Here is a 13,315-nt window from a genome sequence, read left to right on the forward strand (position 1 = left end):
CGCCGTGCCGTTCGTTCACGGTTGTTCGCGAGCTCCTCCGCGGCACGCGAGAGTGTCCGACGATGAGGTCATGAGCCTCAATGTCGAGCACGCATCCGTTCGCACCCTGCCGTCCGAGAAACCGCTTCGGCTCCTCGACAACGCCGGCCACGCGGTTACGGGTGCGGCGACCGGCGGGTTCGGCCTGCCGGACACCGAGACGCTCCTCGAGCTCTACCGCAAGATGGTCGTCGCCCGTCGATTCGACGTGCAGGTCACTGCGCTCACGAAGCAGGGCCGCCTCGCCACGTACCCCTCGGCCTACGGCCAGGAGGCGTGCGAGATCGGTGCAGTGGCCGCGCTCACCGCGCAGGACTGGCTGTTCCCGACGTATCGCGACAGCATCGCCCTGCTCACCCGCGGCATCGAGCCCGCCGACATCCTGCAGTCGTTCCGCGGCGACTGGCACAACGGCTACGACCAGCACGCCCACCGCACCGCCGCGCAGGCGACGCCGCTCGCGACGCAGGCGCTGCACGCCGTCGGGCTCTCGCACGCCGCCCGACTGCGCCACGACCCGATCGTCGCGCTGACCTTCCTCGGCGACGGTGCCACGAGCGAGGGCGACGCGCACGAGGCCTTCAACTTCGCGGCCGTCTGGCAGACGCCGACCGTCTTCGTCGTGCAGAACAACCAGTTCGCGATCAGCGTGCCGCTCGAGCGGCAGACCCGTGCGGCGACGCTCGCCGACAAGGCGGTCGGCTACGGCATGCCCGGCTACCACGTCGACGGCAACGACATCGCGGCGATGTACGCCGTCACCAGCGCCGCGGTCGAACGCGCCCGCAGCGGCGGAGGCCCGACGCTCATCGAGGGCGTGACCTACCGCATCGAAGCGCACACCAACTCCGACGACCCCACTCGCTACCGCGCCGCGCGCGACGTCGAGCACTGGAAGCGACGCGACCCGATCGAACGCCTCGAGAAGTTCCTCGTCTCCGAGGGCGCGCTCACCGAGGCCATGCGCGCCGAGATCACGGATGCCGCCGAGGCCCTCGCCGCCCGCACGCGCGACGTCATGACGATCGAGGCCGAGCTCGACCCGCTCGAGCTCTTCGACCACGTCTACGGGCGCGAGCGCGCCGCACTCCTCGAGCAGCGCGCTGCGCTCGAGGCCGAGATCGCCGCCGGCGCCTTCGCCGGCCACGAAGGAGCCGCACGATGACCGCGACCGCGACGAGCACCCCGGCCGCCGAGGCATCCGCCGCTCCGACGCAGCTGACGATGGCCGGCGCCCTGAACGCCGCCCTCCGCGACGCCATGACGGCCGACGATCGCGTCATCGTCTACGGCGAGGACGTCGGCCCGCTCGGCGGCGTGTTCCGCGTCACCGACGGCCTGCAGGCCGAGTTCGGCGAGGACCGCATCTGGGATTCGCCGCTCGCCGAGTCGGGCATCATCGGTACCGCGGTGGGCATGGCGATGTACGGCATGCGCCCGGTCGTCGAGATGCAGTTCGACGCGTTCAGCTACCCGGCGTTCGAGCAGATGGTCTCGCACGTCGCGAAGATGCGGAACCGCACGAAGGGGCGCGTCACGCTGCCCATGGTCGTCCGCATCCCCTGTGCCGGAGCGATCGGCGGCGTCGAGCACCACTCCGACTCCTCCGAGTCGTACTGGGCGTCGACGCCAGGCCTCACCGTCGTGATGCCCTCGAACCCCGCCGATGCCTACTCGATGCTGCGCGAGGCGATCGAGAGCGACGACCCGGTCGTCTTCATGGAGCCGAAGAGCCGCTATTGGTCGAAGGCACCGCTCGCCCTGCCCGTCACGACCGCGCCGATGGACCGCGCCGAGGTCGTGCGCGAAGGCACCGACGTGACGCTCATCGGCTACGGCCCGACCGTGCGGACCGCGCTCGAGGCCGCCGAGGCGGCCGCCGCCGAAGGCCTCTCGATCGAGGTCGTCGACCTGCGCAGCCTCTCCCCCTTCGACGACGAGACCGTCGGCGCCTCCGTGCGCAAGACCTCTCGCGCCGCCGTCATCCACGAGGCCGCGCAGTTCGGCGGCTACGGCGCCGAGGTCGCCGCACGCGTGACCGAGCGCAACTTCCACCACCTCGCCGCGCCGGTGCTGCGCATCGCGGGCTTCGACATCCCGTTCCCGTCGCCGAAGCTCGAGGAGTACCACCTGCCGACCGCCGACCGCGTGCTCGCGGCCCTCGACACCTGGGAGTGGGACGCATGAGCCGCGAGTTCATCCTCCCCGACCTCGGCGAGGGGCTCACCGAGGCGGAGATCGTCGCCTGGCTCGTCGCCCCCGGCGACGAGGTGGCGATCGACCAGGTCGTCGTCGAGCTCGAGTCGGCGAAATCGGTCGTGCAGCTGCCGACGCCGTTCGCCGGCGTCGTCGAGTCGCTCGGCGGCGAGGTCGGCCAGGTGCTGCATGCCGGCACCGTGCTGCTGACGCTCGCGGGCGAGTCGCAGGCTCCGGATGTCGCCGAGCCCGCCGAGCCCGGCATCGTCACGAGCGAGACCGCCATCGCCGAGGAGTCCGGCGCCGTGCTGATCGGCTACGGCACCCGGCAGTCGACCGTCACCAAGCGGGCGGCTTCGGCACCGGCGCGCTTCGGCCGTCGCAGCGGAGCCGCAGTCGGTGCCGGTGTCAGCGGCGGCGGCGCCTCGACCGGGCCGCGCTCGAACGGCGCAGCACGACTCGATGCCGCCCGCCGCTCCCCCGTCGTCTCCCCGATCGTCCGGCGACTCGCCCGCGAGCACGGCTTCGATGCGAGCCAGCTGCTCGGCTCGGGTCACGACCACCTCGTGATGCGCCGCGACGTGGAGTCGTTCATCGCCGAGCAGGCGGCGCCGACGATGGCACCGGAGGTCGCGGCATCCGCTGCCCCGTCGACACCGGCACCAGCTGTCGCACCCATCGCCGACCGCGAGGGCGACCGCCGCGTGCCGCTCGACCGCATGGCGCGCGCCGCCGCGGCGCACTTCTCGCGCTCCCGGCGGGAGATTCCCGAGGCCACCGTCTGGATGGACGTCGACGCGACCGGGCTGCTGGCCGCACGCAGGCAGCTGCAGGAGGCGACCGGCGAGCGGTTCGGCTTCACCGCCCTCATCGCCCGCTTCGTCGTCGCGGGGCTCGCGAAGCACCCCGCGCTCAACGCGAGCTTCGATGCCGAACGCGAAGAGCTCGTCTACCACTCGGCCGTGAACCTGGGTCTCGCCGCGCAGACCCCGCGCGGCCTGCTCGTGCCCGTCGTGCACGGCGCCGAGCGGATGCCGCTGCGCTCGCTGCGCGACGCGATCACGTCGCGCACCGACGACGCCGCCACGGGCGTGTTCCCGCCGTCGGCCCTGACCGGCGGCACCTTCACGCTCAACAACTACGGCACGCTCGGCGTCGACGGTTCAGCGGCGATCATCAATCACCCCGAGGCGGCGATGCTCGGCGTCGGCCGGTTCATCGAGCGCCCGTGGGTCGTCGACGGCGCCCTCGCGGTGCGCACCGTGACGGAGCTGACGCTCTCGTTCGACCACCGGGTCTGCGACGGCGCGGAGGCCGCGGCGTTCCTCACGTTCGTGGCGCGGTGCATCGAGCGTCCGGTGTCGGTGCTCGCCGAGCTCTGACGCCGGCGAGTCGGCTCATGGAGTCGTCGCGGTGATCAGAAGAAGTCGTCGGGGGTGCCCGCGGCGCGTTCCACGTCGCGGGTGTCCTGTGCGCCGGCCTTGAGCTTCGCGACCGCCACACGCAGCCCGGACTCCATCTGGGCCGCCCATGCGTCGGACTCGCGAGCGGTCTGCTCGGCGGCGCGCGCGCGAGCCTCGCTCGCCTCGGCGGCGGCGCGCGCATCCTTCACCTGGCGGAGCGCGAGCGAGATGCCGTAGTACGCCGCGACCATGGTGGCGATCGGTGCGGCGATGATCGCGAGCGCGCTGATCGCCGCACCGGTGGGGCTGAACGCGATCAACAGTGCGAATGCGAGGAAGAGCGCGACGATCGCCGCGAGCACGACGAGCATGAACCGCAGGTCGCTGCTCCACTTGCGCTGCTGGGCCGGGTCCTTCGCCGCGGGCTCCGAAGCCGGCGCCGGCTGGCCGGCCGGCGGCGGCGCGAAGTTCGGCATGGCCGTGGTGGTGGCCGTTTCGTCACTGATCGGACGTGCGTACGCGTCGGACATTCGTGCTCCGCTCCCCTGGGCATTCGGATCAACCCCCCAATTGTGGGCCGGGTCCGTCGACGGGTCAAGGTGCCGCGCGGCGCGCGGGGAAGCCGGTCGACGTCGAGCCTAAGCGGCCTGCGCCTCAGCGAGCCCCGCTTCGATCGCCGCAATCACGGCAGGATCGTCGGGCTGCGTCGTCGGGCGGAAGCGCTGCACTTCGCCGTCCGGCTGCACGAGGAACTTCTCGAAGTTCCACTTCACGCGGCCGGCCTTGCCGTTGCCGTCGGCGACCGAGGTGAGTTCGACGTAGAGCGGGTGCCGGTGGCGCCCGTTGACCTTCACCTTCTCCATGAGCGGGAAGGTGACGCCGTACGTCATAGAGCAGAACTCCTTGATGTCGTCGCCACTGCCCGGCTCCTGCCCGGCGAACTGGTTGCACGGGAACCCGAGCACCGTGAAGCCGCGGTCGCCATACTCGCGCTGCAGTGCCTCGAGCTTCTCGTACTGCGGAGTGAGACCGCACTTCGACGCGACGTTCACGATCATCACGACCTGGTCGGCGTACTCGGCGAGGGAGGTCGGGTCGCCGTCGATCGTCGTGAGGGGGATCTCTCTGATGTCCACACCCTGATCGTACGTCCGGCGGCGGCATCAGGGGCCCATTCACATCGAATGCGAAGTCGTGGGGTGTTCCCCGTCGCTCCGATGCGCGGCAGACTCGGGCCATGAGCATCACCGATGAAGATCTGGCTCACCTCGAGCGTGCCGTCGCCCTCGCGCGCGAAGCCGCGGCAGCCCGCGACGGGGCCTTCGGCTCCGTGCTCGTCGACGCCGCCGGCGTCGAGCGCTTCGCCGACCGCAACCGCGAGACCACGCTCGGCGACGAGACGCGGCATCCCGAGTTCGAGATCGCACGCTGGGCCGCGACGAACCTGACGGCCGCCGAGCGCGCCTCCGCCACCGTGTACACCTCGGGCGAGCACTGCCCGATGTGCTCCGCGGCGCATGCATGGGTGGGGCTCGGGCGGATCGTCTACGCGGCCTCCGCAGCCCAGATCGCCGAGTGGCGCCGGGAGGTCGGCATGGCGCCGTCTCCGGTCGCCGCACTTGCGATCACGTCCGTCGCACCGGGACTCGTCGTCGACGGCCCCGTCGGAGCATTCGCCGACGAGCTCCGGTCGTTGCTCGTCGGCGACGCAGCCGCGCCCTGAGCGGAGGCATCCGCCCTCGGCCGGTCGCGACCAGTGTCGGCGCGGGGCGATACGGTCGGTGGAGTCGGTCTCAGACCGCGGAGTGACGAGCGGTGTGCGCACGTCGAGTACCCGCATCGGGTGACGATGCACGCTCACCGAGAGGACCACCCCACCGCGATGAAGGGCGTCAACCATGCCACCAGCGGCGCCGCCGCGTGGATCGCCGTCACCGGCGCGATGCCGTACCTCTCGAGCGGCGCCTACCCGCTCGACCCCGTCGGCGTCGTCGCGGGATCCTTCATCTGCGCCGGTGCGGCGCTCCTGCCGGACGCCGACCACCACAGCGCCACCATCGCCCAGTCGGTGCCCATCCTCGGCCGGCTCACCGCCGGTGCGGTCGGGGCGGTCGCCGGCGGGCATCGATACGGTGCGCATTCGCTCCTCGCCGCGGGCGCCGTCGGACTCGGTGCGTGGGCGCTGACGCTCCTGACCCTGACGACCGACCGCCTCGGCACGTTCTCCCTCGGCATGATGATCGGCTCCGCAGCGCTCATGTGCTTCGCCGTGAAGGCCCGGGGCATGGTGAACTCATGGCTGACGGCCTGGGCTCTCGGCGCTGCGTTCGGGCTGCTGCTCGTGCTGCTCGCACCCGACAGCGTCCACTGGTTCCCGGTCGCCGTCGTCGTCGGGTTCGTCGCGCACCTCGCCGGGGACTTCCTCACCACCGGCGGCCTGCCCGGGCTGCTCTGGCCGATCATGCCGCGCCCACCGAAGTTCCTGAGGCGGGCGCCGATCATCAGCAGCATCTGGCGTCCGAGCGGGCACGTCGCCCTGCCCGTGCTCGGCGACACCGGTTCGGTGCGGGAGGTGGCGCTCGGAACGGCCCTCGCGCTCTACGTGTTCATCGGGGTGGCACACGAGACCGTTCGCTGGTTCGGCATCCACCCCGCGGCACTGCTGTAGCAGCGGACCGTCAGACTCGGTTCGCCGACGCGGTGTGCAGATCGAAATGGACCGACGTGCGCACGAGCTCCTCGCCGCATCTCGAGCACAGCAGCACCGGACGGAACGGCGAACCGCACGACGTGTGACGGATGGTCAGTTCATGGGCCGACCCGGGCGAGTACCAGCGCTGAGCCCAGTCGACGAGGATCGCGAAGACCGGGAAGAAGTCCATGCCCTTGGCCGTCAGTCGATACTCGCCCTCGGATGAGGGCGCGTGCAGTACCCCTGCCGCCACGAATCGGCGGAGCCGGTCGGACAGGATCGACTGGGCGATGCCGAGCTCGGCCTTGAAGCCGTTGAAGCGCCGCACGCCGAGGAAGGCCGCGGCGAGGATCGCGGTACTCCAGCGGTCGCCGAGGATCTCCATCGTCTCGGGGTAGTAGGAGAGCGCATCCGCCGGGGTGGCCGATTCCTTGGCCCGACGATGCAACCGCGGCACGCTGACCTTCGCGAACTCCGCCTCGGCACCGCGCTCAGCGGAAGTGTCACGGGCCGTGACCGGAGCGGTGTCGCACACGCCGCATCCGAGGATCGGGAGGGCCTCCTGCGCGCACACGTCGTGAATCAGCCTCGGAGCGTCGTCGGCACCGGCAACAGACACCTGCTCCCATCCCCAGATGGCGAGGAGCAGGCGCCAGAGCTCGAGCGCGCGAGGCGTGAGCATGTACTCCTCGCGCGTCCGGCCGTTGTCGTCGTACGGGACGCGCTCCATCAGCTCGGCTGCGACGAGATCGCGCAGGCGTGCGGCCAGCGTCGATTCACTCAGCCCGAGCTGTGCGCGCCAGTCGCCGAAGCGGCGAGTACGCGAGACGAAGGCCCGCTGCAGGATGAGCAGCGTCCAGCGGTCACCGAGGGTGAGGAGCGCGATTCCGATCGCACTCCCGCTGGTGGGGATGGTCGCCGTCACTCCGTCAGCATAGTCAGCGCGCCCCGGCGAGCCCGGCCACCCGGTCCCAGGCCGCGCCGTATTCGATCACCAGTCGATCGACGATGTCCGCAGTGGTCTCGATCGCGTCGATGTTGTCGAGACCCTGACCTGCGGCCCAGGTGTCCTTCCAGCGTCGGACGTTCGAGATCTCCGACGAGTAGTTCCGTGCGGTCGGGGCATCCGCGTCGGGGTCGATGCCGACCGCGGCGAGCGAGCCGCGCAGCCAGGACGCCGGGGTGCCGGTGATCGCGGCGGAGACGACGAGGTCGTCGATCGAGCTGCCCACGACCATCTGCTTGTGCCCCTCGACGGCGATGCTCTCCTTCGTGGCGAGGAAGCGCGTGCCCATGTAGACGAGGTCGGCACCCGCAGCGACGGCGCCGGCGACGCCGGCCCCGGTCGCCACCCCTCCGCCGACGCACACCAGGCCGTCGAAGCTGTCACGCACCGCCGCGATGAACGGCAGCGGCGAGAGGTGTCCGGTGTGGCCACCGGCACCGGACGACACGCACACGAGCCCGTCGGCCCCGGCATCGGCGGCCTTGCGGGCCAGCTTCAGCGAGACGACATCCGCGAGCACGAGGCCCCCGTAGGAATGCACGACGTCGACGACCGGGCGTGGCGACCCCAACGCGGTGATGACGACCGGCGGGCGGTGCTTCGCCACCATCTCGAGGTCGGCGCCCAGGCGCGTGTTCGTGGAGTGGGTGATGAGGTTCAACGCCCACGGCGGCGCGTCCACCCCGGTGCCGAGTGCCGTCGTGATCTGCTCGAGCCAGTCGTCGAGCTCCTCGGCGGTGCGGCAGTTCGGCGTGGGGAACGAGCCGACGATGCCGGCGCGGCTCGCCGCGATGACCAGGTCGGGCCCCGAGACCAGGAACATCGGGGCGGCCACCACCGGCAGGCGCAGACGCTGGAGCAGTTCGGAGGGGGTCATGTCGCGGGGAGCCTTTCGTCGGAGGCGCCGGAGAGCGGATGCTCCGCGGCGATGAGCTGCGCGGCGATGGCACGGCGATCGATCTTGCCGGTGGCACCGAGCGGGAGCTCTGCGTGGAAGTGACACGATTTGGGCCGCTTGTGCGGCGCCAGGCCGGTGAGGCGATCGTCGAGGGCGGCCCGCTGCGACGCATCCAGGTCCGTGCCCGATGTCGTCGTGTACGCGAGGACGATCCGCTGCCCCCAACGCTCGTCGGGAAGACCGACCGCGACGGCGTCGCGCAGGCCGGGACTCGACAGCACCGCCGACTCGATCTCACCGGGATAGACGTTGTATCCGCCGCTGATCAGCATGTTGTTCCTGCGGTCGGCGAGCACGAGACACCCGTCCACGACGACGCCGACGTCGCCCGTGAGGAGCGCAGCGCCATCGAAGGACTTGCCGAGGTCGGTGCGCTCATGGGCGTTCCAGTACCCGGGGGTCACCATGGGGCCGCTCACCGCGACTTCGCCGAGTTCCGGTTCATCGGCGCCCGCGCCGAGGGTTCCCCCATCCCTCCGGATCTCGATGCGCGCGTCGCCGACGATGTGCCCGGCGGACCCGAGCAGGTGCGGTTCGTCGCTCAACCCTCGGGCGTGATCATCGATGCCGAGCACGGTGAGCGGCGGAATCGCCTCGACCAGGCCGTAGTACTGCACCAGCCGATGGGTGAGGAGCTCTGCTGCCCGTCGGATCTGCGCGGGCGGCATGGGCGCTCCGGCGTACGCGAGCATCCTGACGCCCGCGAACGATCGGCGAGCAGACCCGGGAAGCCGCGTGAGCGCGTCGACCACGCTCGGCACGAGCGCGAGATGGGTGATCCCCTCCGCCGAGACGATGCCGGCGATCGCGCCGGGGTTCGGATGGTGCGCCATCACCTGCCGGGCGCCGAGGGCGAGCATCGGGAGGATGAAGAGACCGCTCGTATGGATCGCCGGCCCCGCGTGCAGATAGGCCCCGACCTCGCCCGTCGGCTCGACGACGTGCTGGAGCATGGCCCGCATCGATGCCAGTCGCATGCGATGCGTGCGCAGCGCACCCTTGGGCTTGCCGGTCGTGCCCGAGGAGTAGGCCAGGCCGACCACGTCCTCCGGCTTCGCCGCGCCGAGACGCGCCCCTGGCGACCCGTCGGCGATCAGGTCCGCGATCACACCCTCGTCCGCGCGCACCGTGATCTCGCAGGTGACGTGCTCGGTGATGCGGGCACCATCGCCGCCCTGCAGGCGCCCGTCGGCGATGAGGGCTCGCGCGCCACTGTCGACACGGATGCCGCGCCACTCGCGCGGCCCGAGGCGCGGGTTCAGCGGCACCCTGACGAGCCCCGCGAGTGCCAATGCCATCTCGCTCACGAGCAGCTCGCAGCTGTTGGGCAGCGCCTCGAGCACCCGATCCCCCGGGCGGAGCCCGCTGCGCAGCAGGCCGTCGGCGAGGCGCCGTGCGCGCTCGCGGAGTTCGACGAATGTCAGCGCGCCCGCGGCGTCCTGCACGGCGAGCCGATCACCGTGGCGCCGGGCCGCGACGTCGAGCACGTCGCCGACGGTATTCGCTCCGTCCAGCACCGGTGTCGTCATGATCGGTACTATAAGCGAAGTTCTACAGGAGGTGATGCATGACGACGACGTCTGCGGAACAGAACCACGCGTACATCCTCGATGCCGTCCGCACTCCGTTCGGGCGCTACCGCGGTTCTCTCTCGCGCATCCGGGTGGACGATCTCGCCGCGATCCCCGTGCGCGAGCTCGCTGAGCGCAACCCGGCGATCACGCTGGCCGGCATCGACGACGTGATCCTCGGCGATGCGAACGGCGCGGGCGAAGACAACCGCAACGTGGCGCGAATGGCCGTACTGCTGGCCGGCCTGCCCGTCACGACGCCCGCATCGACCGTCAACCGCCTGTGCGGTTCCGGCGCCGAATCCATCGTGCTCGCGGCACGGGCGATTCGAGCCGGCGAGTCCGACCTCGTCATCGCCGGCGGAGTCGAGGGGATGAGCCGAGCGCCGCACGTGCTGGCGCCGATCGACGATCGACTGCCGGCGCACCCCGAGCTGATTCCCACGACCGTGGGCTGGCGGATGGTCAACCCGCTCTTCCCGGCGCCGTGGGTCACCTCGCTGGGTCGGTCGGCGGAGCTGATCGCCGAAGAGCTGGGGATCGATCGGGCAGCGCAGGACGACTGGGCGCTCCGATCCCACGCGCTCGCCGCCGAGGCCTGGAACACCGGCTTCCACGACGGCCGGGTCGTCGAGACGGCAGGACTGCTGCGCGACGAGTGCCTCCGGCCCGACACGAGTGCCGCCGCGCTGGCGGCGCTGTCCTCCGCGTTCTCGGCAGGCGGCTCGGTCACGGCGGGCAACTCCTCGCCGCTGAGCGACGGCGCTGCGGCGACCCTGATCGCATCGGGGCGACGAGTGGCCGAATCCGGAACCAGACCGCTCGCCCGCATCCTCGGCTCCGCCGTGGTCGGCGTCGACCCGGCGCGCTTCGCCCTGGCGCCCGTCGACGCCGTCGGGAAGCTCCTGCACCGACTGGGCCGCACCCTCGACGACGTCGCCGTCCTCGAGATCAACGAGGCCTTCGCCGCGGTGGTGCTCGCGTGCCTCCGGGAGCTCTCCCCACCCGCCACGGTGCAGGTCAACCCGAACGGCGGGGCCATCGCGCTGGGGCATCCGCTCGGCGCCTCCGCGACCCGCGCCCTCGTCGACTGCGCAGAGGCGGTCCGTGCACGCGGCGGCGGTATCGGCATCATGACGGCCTGCATCGGCGTGGGGCAGGGCATCGCCGTCGCGGTGGAGGTCGGCGATGAGTGACGATCGTGCACCGCGCCGCACACCGGTGACCGTCGGAACGGGGCTCCCCGAGCCCGCCGAGCTGACGGCGCTGGGGGCCGGACGCCTCCCCGGCCTGCTGGGGATCGAGGTCACCGCCGTCGAAGCGGGGCGCATCGACGCGCGCATGGAGGTCACTCCTGCGGTGCTGGCCCCCAACGGCTACCTGCATGCCGCTTCGGTCGTGGCACTCGCCGACACCGCATGCGGACTCGGATGCCGCCTGACGCTGCCGCCCGGAGCATCCGGGTTCACGACGGTCGAGCAGAAGACCTCGCACCTCGGCACCGCCCGCACCGGCATCGTGCGAACGGAGGCCGTGCTCGTGCACGGCGGGCGCCGCACGCAGGTGTGGGACGCCGAGGTCTTCGACGGGGCAGGCAAGCGCATCGCGCTGTACCGCTGCACGCAGCTGGTGCTGTGGCCGGAGCCGGACAGCGCGGAAATCGCCCCTTGCCCAGCGAGCTGACTTCTCTTATGGTACTTGCCAGAGGAGTTCTCAATGAAGACGATCACCGCAGAACAGGCGTCGACCTGTTCGCCCGCCGAGCTCGCGACCCGACACCGCCGCCTGCTCGACGACGCCGTCCAGGCGGTCCGAACGCGTGCCGCGTTCAGCGCGTTCGCCGGCCGCGAGCCGTCCGGCCCGACGGGCGAAGAGGCGACCGCACGGTTCTCGGCGCAGCTCGAGACACCGCTGAACCTGCCGGGGCACGTCGGCGCCTCGACGCTGCAGACCGACGAGGTCTCGCCATGGACGAGGCTCCCCCTCGGCGTCAGCTACCCCCGCGCCGAGGCGACCGCGCTGCTCGAGCACGCCCAGCAGGCGCAGGCCCCGTGGAGCACGCGCACGATCGATGAGCGGGCCGGCATCTGCATCGAGATGATCGAGCGGATGTTCGCGGCCAACGTCGTGCTCGGACTCGCGGCGATGCACACGACGGGCCAGGGCCGGGGCATGAGCCAGTCCGGCAGCGGAACGAACGCGCTGGACCGGGGGCTCGAAGCCGTCGCCGCAGCGTGGCAGGTGCTGTCGCGCGTGCCGACCGCCGCCTCGTGGGAGCAGACGTTCGGCGCCGAGCTGGTCGCGCTGGAGAAGACCTACCGCATCGTCCCGATGGGACCCGCACTCGTCGTCGCCTGCGCGAGCTTCCCCGCCTGGAACGTCTACCCCGCCGTGTTCGCGAACCTCATGGCGGGCAACCCCGTCATCGTCAAGCCGCATCCGTCGTCGGTGCTGCAGATGGCGCTCGCGGTCGAGATCATGCGCGAGACGCTGACCGGCGCGGGCTGCGCCGCCGACACCGTCCAGCTCGCGGTCGACTCCGCAGCCGAACCGATCACGTCGGTCCTCGCCACCCACCCGACGGTGCGCATCGTCGACTTCACCGGCTCCGCCCGATACGGCGCCTGGGTCGAGGACCACGCTCGTCAGGCACGCGTGTACAGCGAGACATCCGGGCTCAACGCCGTCGTGCTCGACTCGTTCACCGACTCGACCGCGGCGCTGCGCGCCATCGCCGGCGCGATCTCGCTGTTCTCGGCGCAGATGTGCACCGCGCCGCAGAACATCTACATCCCCGAGTCCGGCGTGCTCACGCCCGAGGGGGTCCTCTCCGCGGATGAGGTCGAACAGGGCCTGATCGCCGCCGTCGAGGCGATCGCCGAGAGCCCGCGTCGAGCCGCCGCAGTACTGGGTGCCATCCAGGCCGAGCGCACGATCGACGAGATCGCCGAGCTCACCACGACGCTGCGTGCACGGGCGCACGTGCTCAGCGAGCCTCGCACCTGGGACGCGCCCGGGTTCCCGCAGGCCCGCACCAGCACTCCCCTGATCGCACGGGTCTCCCTCGATGACGAAGCACTGTTCACGCACGAGTGCTTCGGCCCCGTCGTCTTCCTCATCCGGGTCCCCGACGCGCGTACAGCGCTGCATCGCGCTGCCGCCGACGCCGCCGCCCACGGCGCGATCACGGCGTTCCTGTACTCCACCGATGAGCACCTGATCGACGCCGCCGAGGAGGCCTTCGCGTCCGCCGGGGCATCGCTCACGATCAACGTCACGGGCGCGATGCCCATCAACTTCTCCGCCGCCTTCAGCGACTTCCATGTCTCCGGCCTCAACCCCGCAGGCACCGCCACGCTCACCGACGACGCGTTCGTCACCGGACGCTTCCGCGTCGTCCAATCCCGTCGCCCGCTGCGCCCGTCGCACAACTGAGATCCGAGGTCATCC

General features: G+C 71.3%; 13 protein-coding genes. 8 read left to right on the plus strand and 5 right to left on the minus strand.

Annotated elements, in window-relative coordinates:
• Window positions 1-70: 70 nt before the first annotated feature.
• Genes pdhA through ASE14_RS02665 form a run of 3 tightly spaced genes read left to right on the plus strand, consistent with a single transcriptional unit; the run spans window position 71 to window position 3,617 of the window.
• A complete protein-coding gene (gene pdhA, locus ASE14_RS02655; protein WP_056650361.1) occupies window positions 71-1,204 on the plus strand; it encodes a pyruvate dehydrogenase (acetyl-transferring) E1 component subunit alpha in 1,134 nt (377 codons plus the stop codon).
• Window positions 1,201-2,226, plus strand: a complete 1,026-nt coding sequence (locus ASE14_RS02660; protein ID WP_157372746.1) for an alpha-ketoacid dehydrogenase subunit beta — start codon at window positions 1,201-1,203, stop codon at window positions 2,224-2,226. Before pdhA ends, ASE14_RS02660 begins: the two co-directional genes overlap by 4 nt.
• Complete coding sequence (locus ASE14_RS02665) at window positions 2,223-3,617, plus strand: dihydrolipoamide acetyltransferase family protein (protein ID WP_056650363.1); 1,395 nt, start codon at window positions 2,223-2,225, stop codon at window positions 3,615-3,617. The genes ASE14_RS02660 and ASE14_RS02665 overlap by 4 nt, the downstream gene beginning before the upstream one ends.
• Before the next feature lie 35 nt (window positions 3,618-3,652).
• Here the strand turns inward: ASE14_RS02665 and ASE14_RS02670 are convergent, their stop codons facing one another.
• Window positions 3,653-4,168, minus strand: coding sequence for a hypothetical protein (locus ASE14_RS02670; RefSeq protein ID WP_056650366.1), 516 nt, complete (start codon window positions 4,166-4,168; stop codon window positions 3,653-3,655).
• A 108-nt stretch (window positions 4,169-4,276) separates the two neighbouring features.
• Window positions 4,277-4,774, minus strand: a complete 498-nt coding sequence (locus tag ASE14_RS02675; RefSeq protein ID WP_056650369.1) for a glutathione peroxidase — start codon at window positions 4,772-4,774, stop codon at window positions 4,277-4,279.
• A 101-nt stretch (window positions 4,775-4,875) separates the two neighbouring features.
• On the opposite strand from ASE14_RS02675, the gene ASE14_RS02680 reads away from it, so the two are divergent.
• Both ASE14_RS02680 and ASE14_RS02685 read left to right on the plus strand, forming a co-directional pair.
• A complete protein-coding gene (locus tag ASE14_RS02680) occupies window positions 4,876-5,361 on the plus strand; it encodes a deaminase (RefSeq protein WP_056650372.1) in 486 nt (161 codons plus the stop codon).
• A 126-nt stretch (window positions 5,362-5,487) separates the two neighbouring features.
• A complete protein-coding gene (locus tag ASE14_RS02685; RefSeq protein WP_162257687.1) occupies window positions 5,488-6,306 on the plus strand; it encodes a metal-dependent hydrolase in 819 nt (272 codons plus the stop codon).
• Between the two features lie 10 nt (window positions 6,307-6,316).
• On the opposite strand, the gene ASE14_RS02690 is transcribed toward ASE14_RS02685, so the two are convergent.
• From ASE14_RS02690 to ASE14_RS02700, 3 genes are read right to left on the minus strand one after another with little or no spacing between them, the layout of a single operon-like run.
• Window positions 6,317-7,255 (minus strand): helix-turn-helix domain-containing protein, encoded by a 939-nt coding sequence (locus ASE14_RS02690; protein WP_056650378.1) that lies wholly within the window; start codon window positions 7,253-7,255, stop codon window positions 6,317-6,319.
• A gap of 13 nt (window positions 7,256-7,268) precedes the next feature.
• The gene (locus ASE14_RS02695; protein WP_056650381.1) at window positions 7,269-8,213 is read right to left on the minus strand and encodes a nitronate monooxygenase family protein; all 945 of its coding nucleotides are present in this window, start codon (window positions 8,211-8,213) and stop codon (window positions 7,269-7,271) included.
• Window positions 8,210-9,823 carry a class I adenylate-forming enzyme family protein gene (locus tag ASE14_RS02700; RefSeq protein ID WP_056650385.1) on the minus strand — a complete coding sequence of 538 codons (1,614 nt, stop codon included), beginning with the start codon at window positions 9,821-9,823 and terminating at the stop codon, window positions 8,210-8,212. The genes ASE14_RS02695 and ASE14_RS02700 overlap by 4 nt, the downstream gene beginning before the upstream one ends.
• Before the next feature lie 38 nt (window positions 9,824-9,861).
• Between ASE14_RS02700 and ASE14_RS02705 the strand changes: the two genes are divergently transcribed.
• Genes ASE14_RS02705 through ASE14_RS02715 form a run of 3 tightly spaced genes read left to right on the plus strand, consistent with a single transcriptional unit; the run spans window position 9,862 to window position 13,300 of the window.
• Window positions 9,862-11,061: an acetyl-CoA C-acyltransferase gene (locus ASE14_RS02705; protein WP_056650387.1), complete on the plus strand. Its 1,200-nt coding sequence runs from the start codon at window positions 9,862-9,864 to the stop codon at window positions 11,059-11,061.
• On the plus strand, window positions 11,054-11,548 hold the full coding sequence (locus tag ASE14_RS02710) for a PaaI family thioesterase (RefSeq protein ID WP_082599986.1): 495 nt from the start codon (window positions 11,054-11,056) through the stop codon (window positions 11,546-11,548). Before ASE14_RS02705 ends, ASE14_RS02710 begins: the two co-directional genes overlap by 8 nt.
• A 33-nt stretch (window positions 11,549-11,581) precedes the next feature.
• Window positions 11,582-13,300, plus strand: coding sequence for an aldehyde dehydrogenase family protein (locus ASE14_RS02715; RefSeq protein WP_056650393.1), 1,719 nt, complete (start codon window positions 11,582-11,584; stop codon window positions 13,298-13,300).
• Window positions 13,301-13,315 lie beyond the last annotated feature (15 nt).

The sequence above is a fragment of the Agromyces sp. Root81 genome, assembly GCF_001429165.1.
Classification (GTDB): domain Bacteria; phylum Actinomycetota; class Actinomycetes; order Actinomycetales; family Microbacteriaceae; genus Agromyces.

What these genes read in the sequence shown, in the direction of transcription:
- pdhA (WP_056650361.1), top strand. Translation starts at nt 71, where the DNA reads ATGAGCCTCAATGTCGAGCACGCATCCGTTCGCACCCTGCCGTCCGAG.
- ASE14_RS02660 (WP_157372746.1), top strand. Translation starts at nt 1,201, where the DNA reads ATGACCGCGACCGCGACGAGCACCCCGGCCGCCGAGGCATCCGCCGCT.
- ASE14_RS02665 (WP_056650363.1), top strand. Translation starts at nt 2,223, where the DNA reads ATGAGCCGCGAGTTCATCCTCCCCGACCTCGGCGAGGGGCTCACCGAG.
- ASE14_RS02670 (WP_056650366.1), bottom strand. Translation starts at nt 4,168, where the DNA reads ATGTCCGACGCGTACGCACGTCCGATCAGTGACGAAACGGCCACCACC.
- ASE14_RS02680 (WP_056650372.1), top strand. Translation starts at nt 4,876, where the DNA reads ATGAGCATCACCGATGAAGATCTGGCTCACCTCGAGCGTGCCGTCGCC.
- ASE14_RS02685 (WP_162257687.1), top strand. Translation starts at nt 5,488, where the DNA reads ATGCACGCTCACCGAGAGGACCACCCCACCGCGATGAAGGGCGTCAAC.
- ASE14_RS02695 (WP_056650381.1), bottom strand. Translation starts at nt 8,213, where the DNA reads ATGACCCCCTCCGAACTGCTCCAGCGTCTGCGCCTGCCGGTGGTGGCC.
- ASE14_RS02700 (WP_056650385.1), bottom strand. Translation starts at nt 9,823, where the DNA reads ATGACGACACCGGTGCTGGACGGAGCGAATACCGTCGGCGACGTGCTC.
- ASE14_RS02705 (WP_056650387.1), top strand. Translation starts at nt 9,862, where the DNA reads ATGACGACGACGTCTGCGGAACAGAACCACGCGTACATCCTCGATGCC.
- ASE14_RS02710 (WP_082599986.1), top strand. Translation starts at nt 11,054, where the DNA reads ATGAGTGACGATCGTGCACCGCGCCGCACACCGGTGACCGTCGGAACG.
- ASE14_RS02715 (WP_056650393.1), top strand. Translation starts at nt 11,582, where the DNA reads ATGAAGACGATCACCGCAGAACAGGCGTCGACCTGTTCGCCCGCCGAG.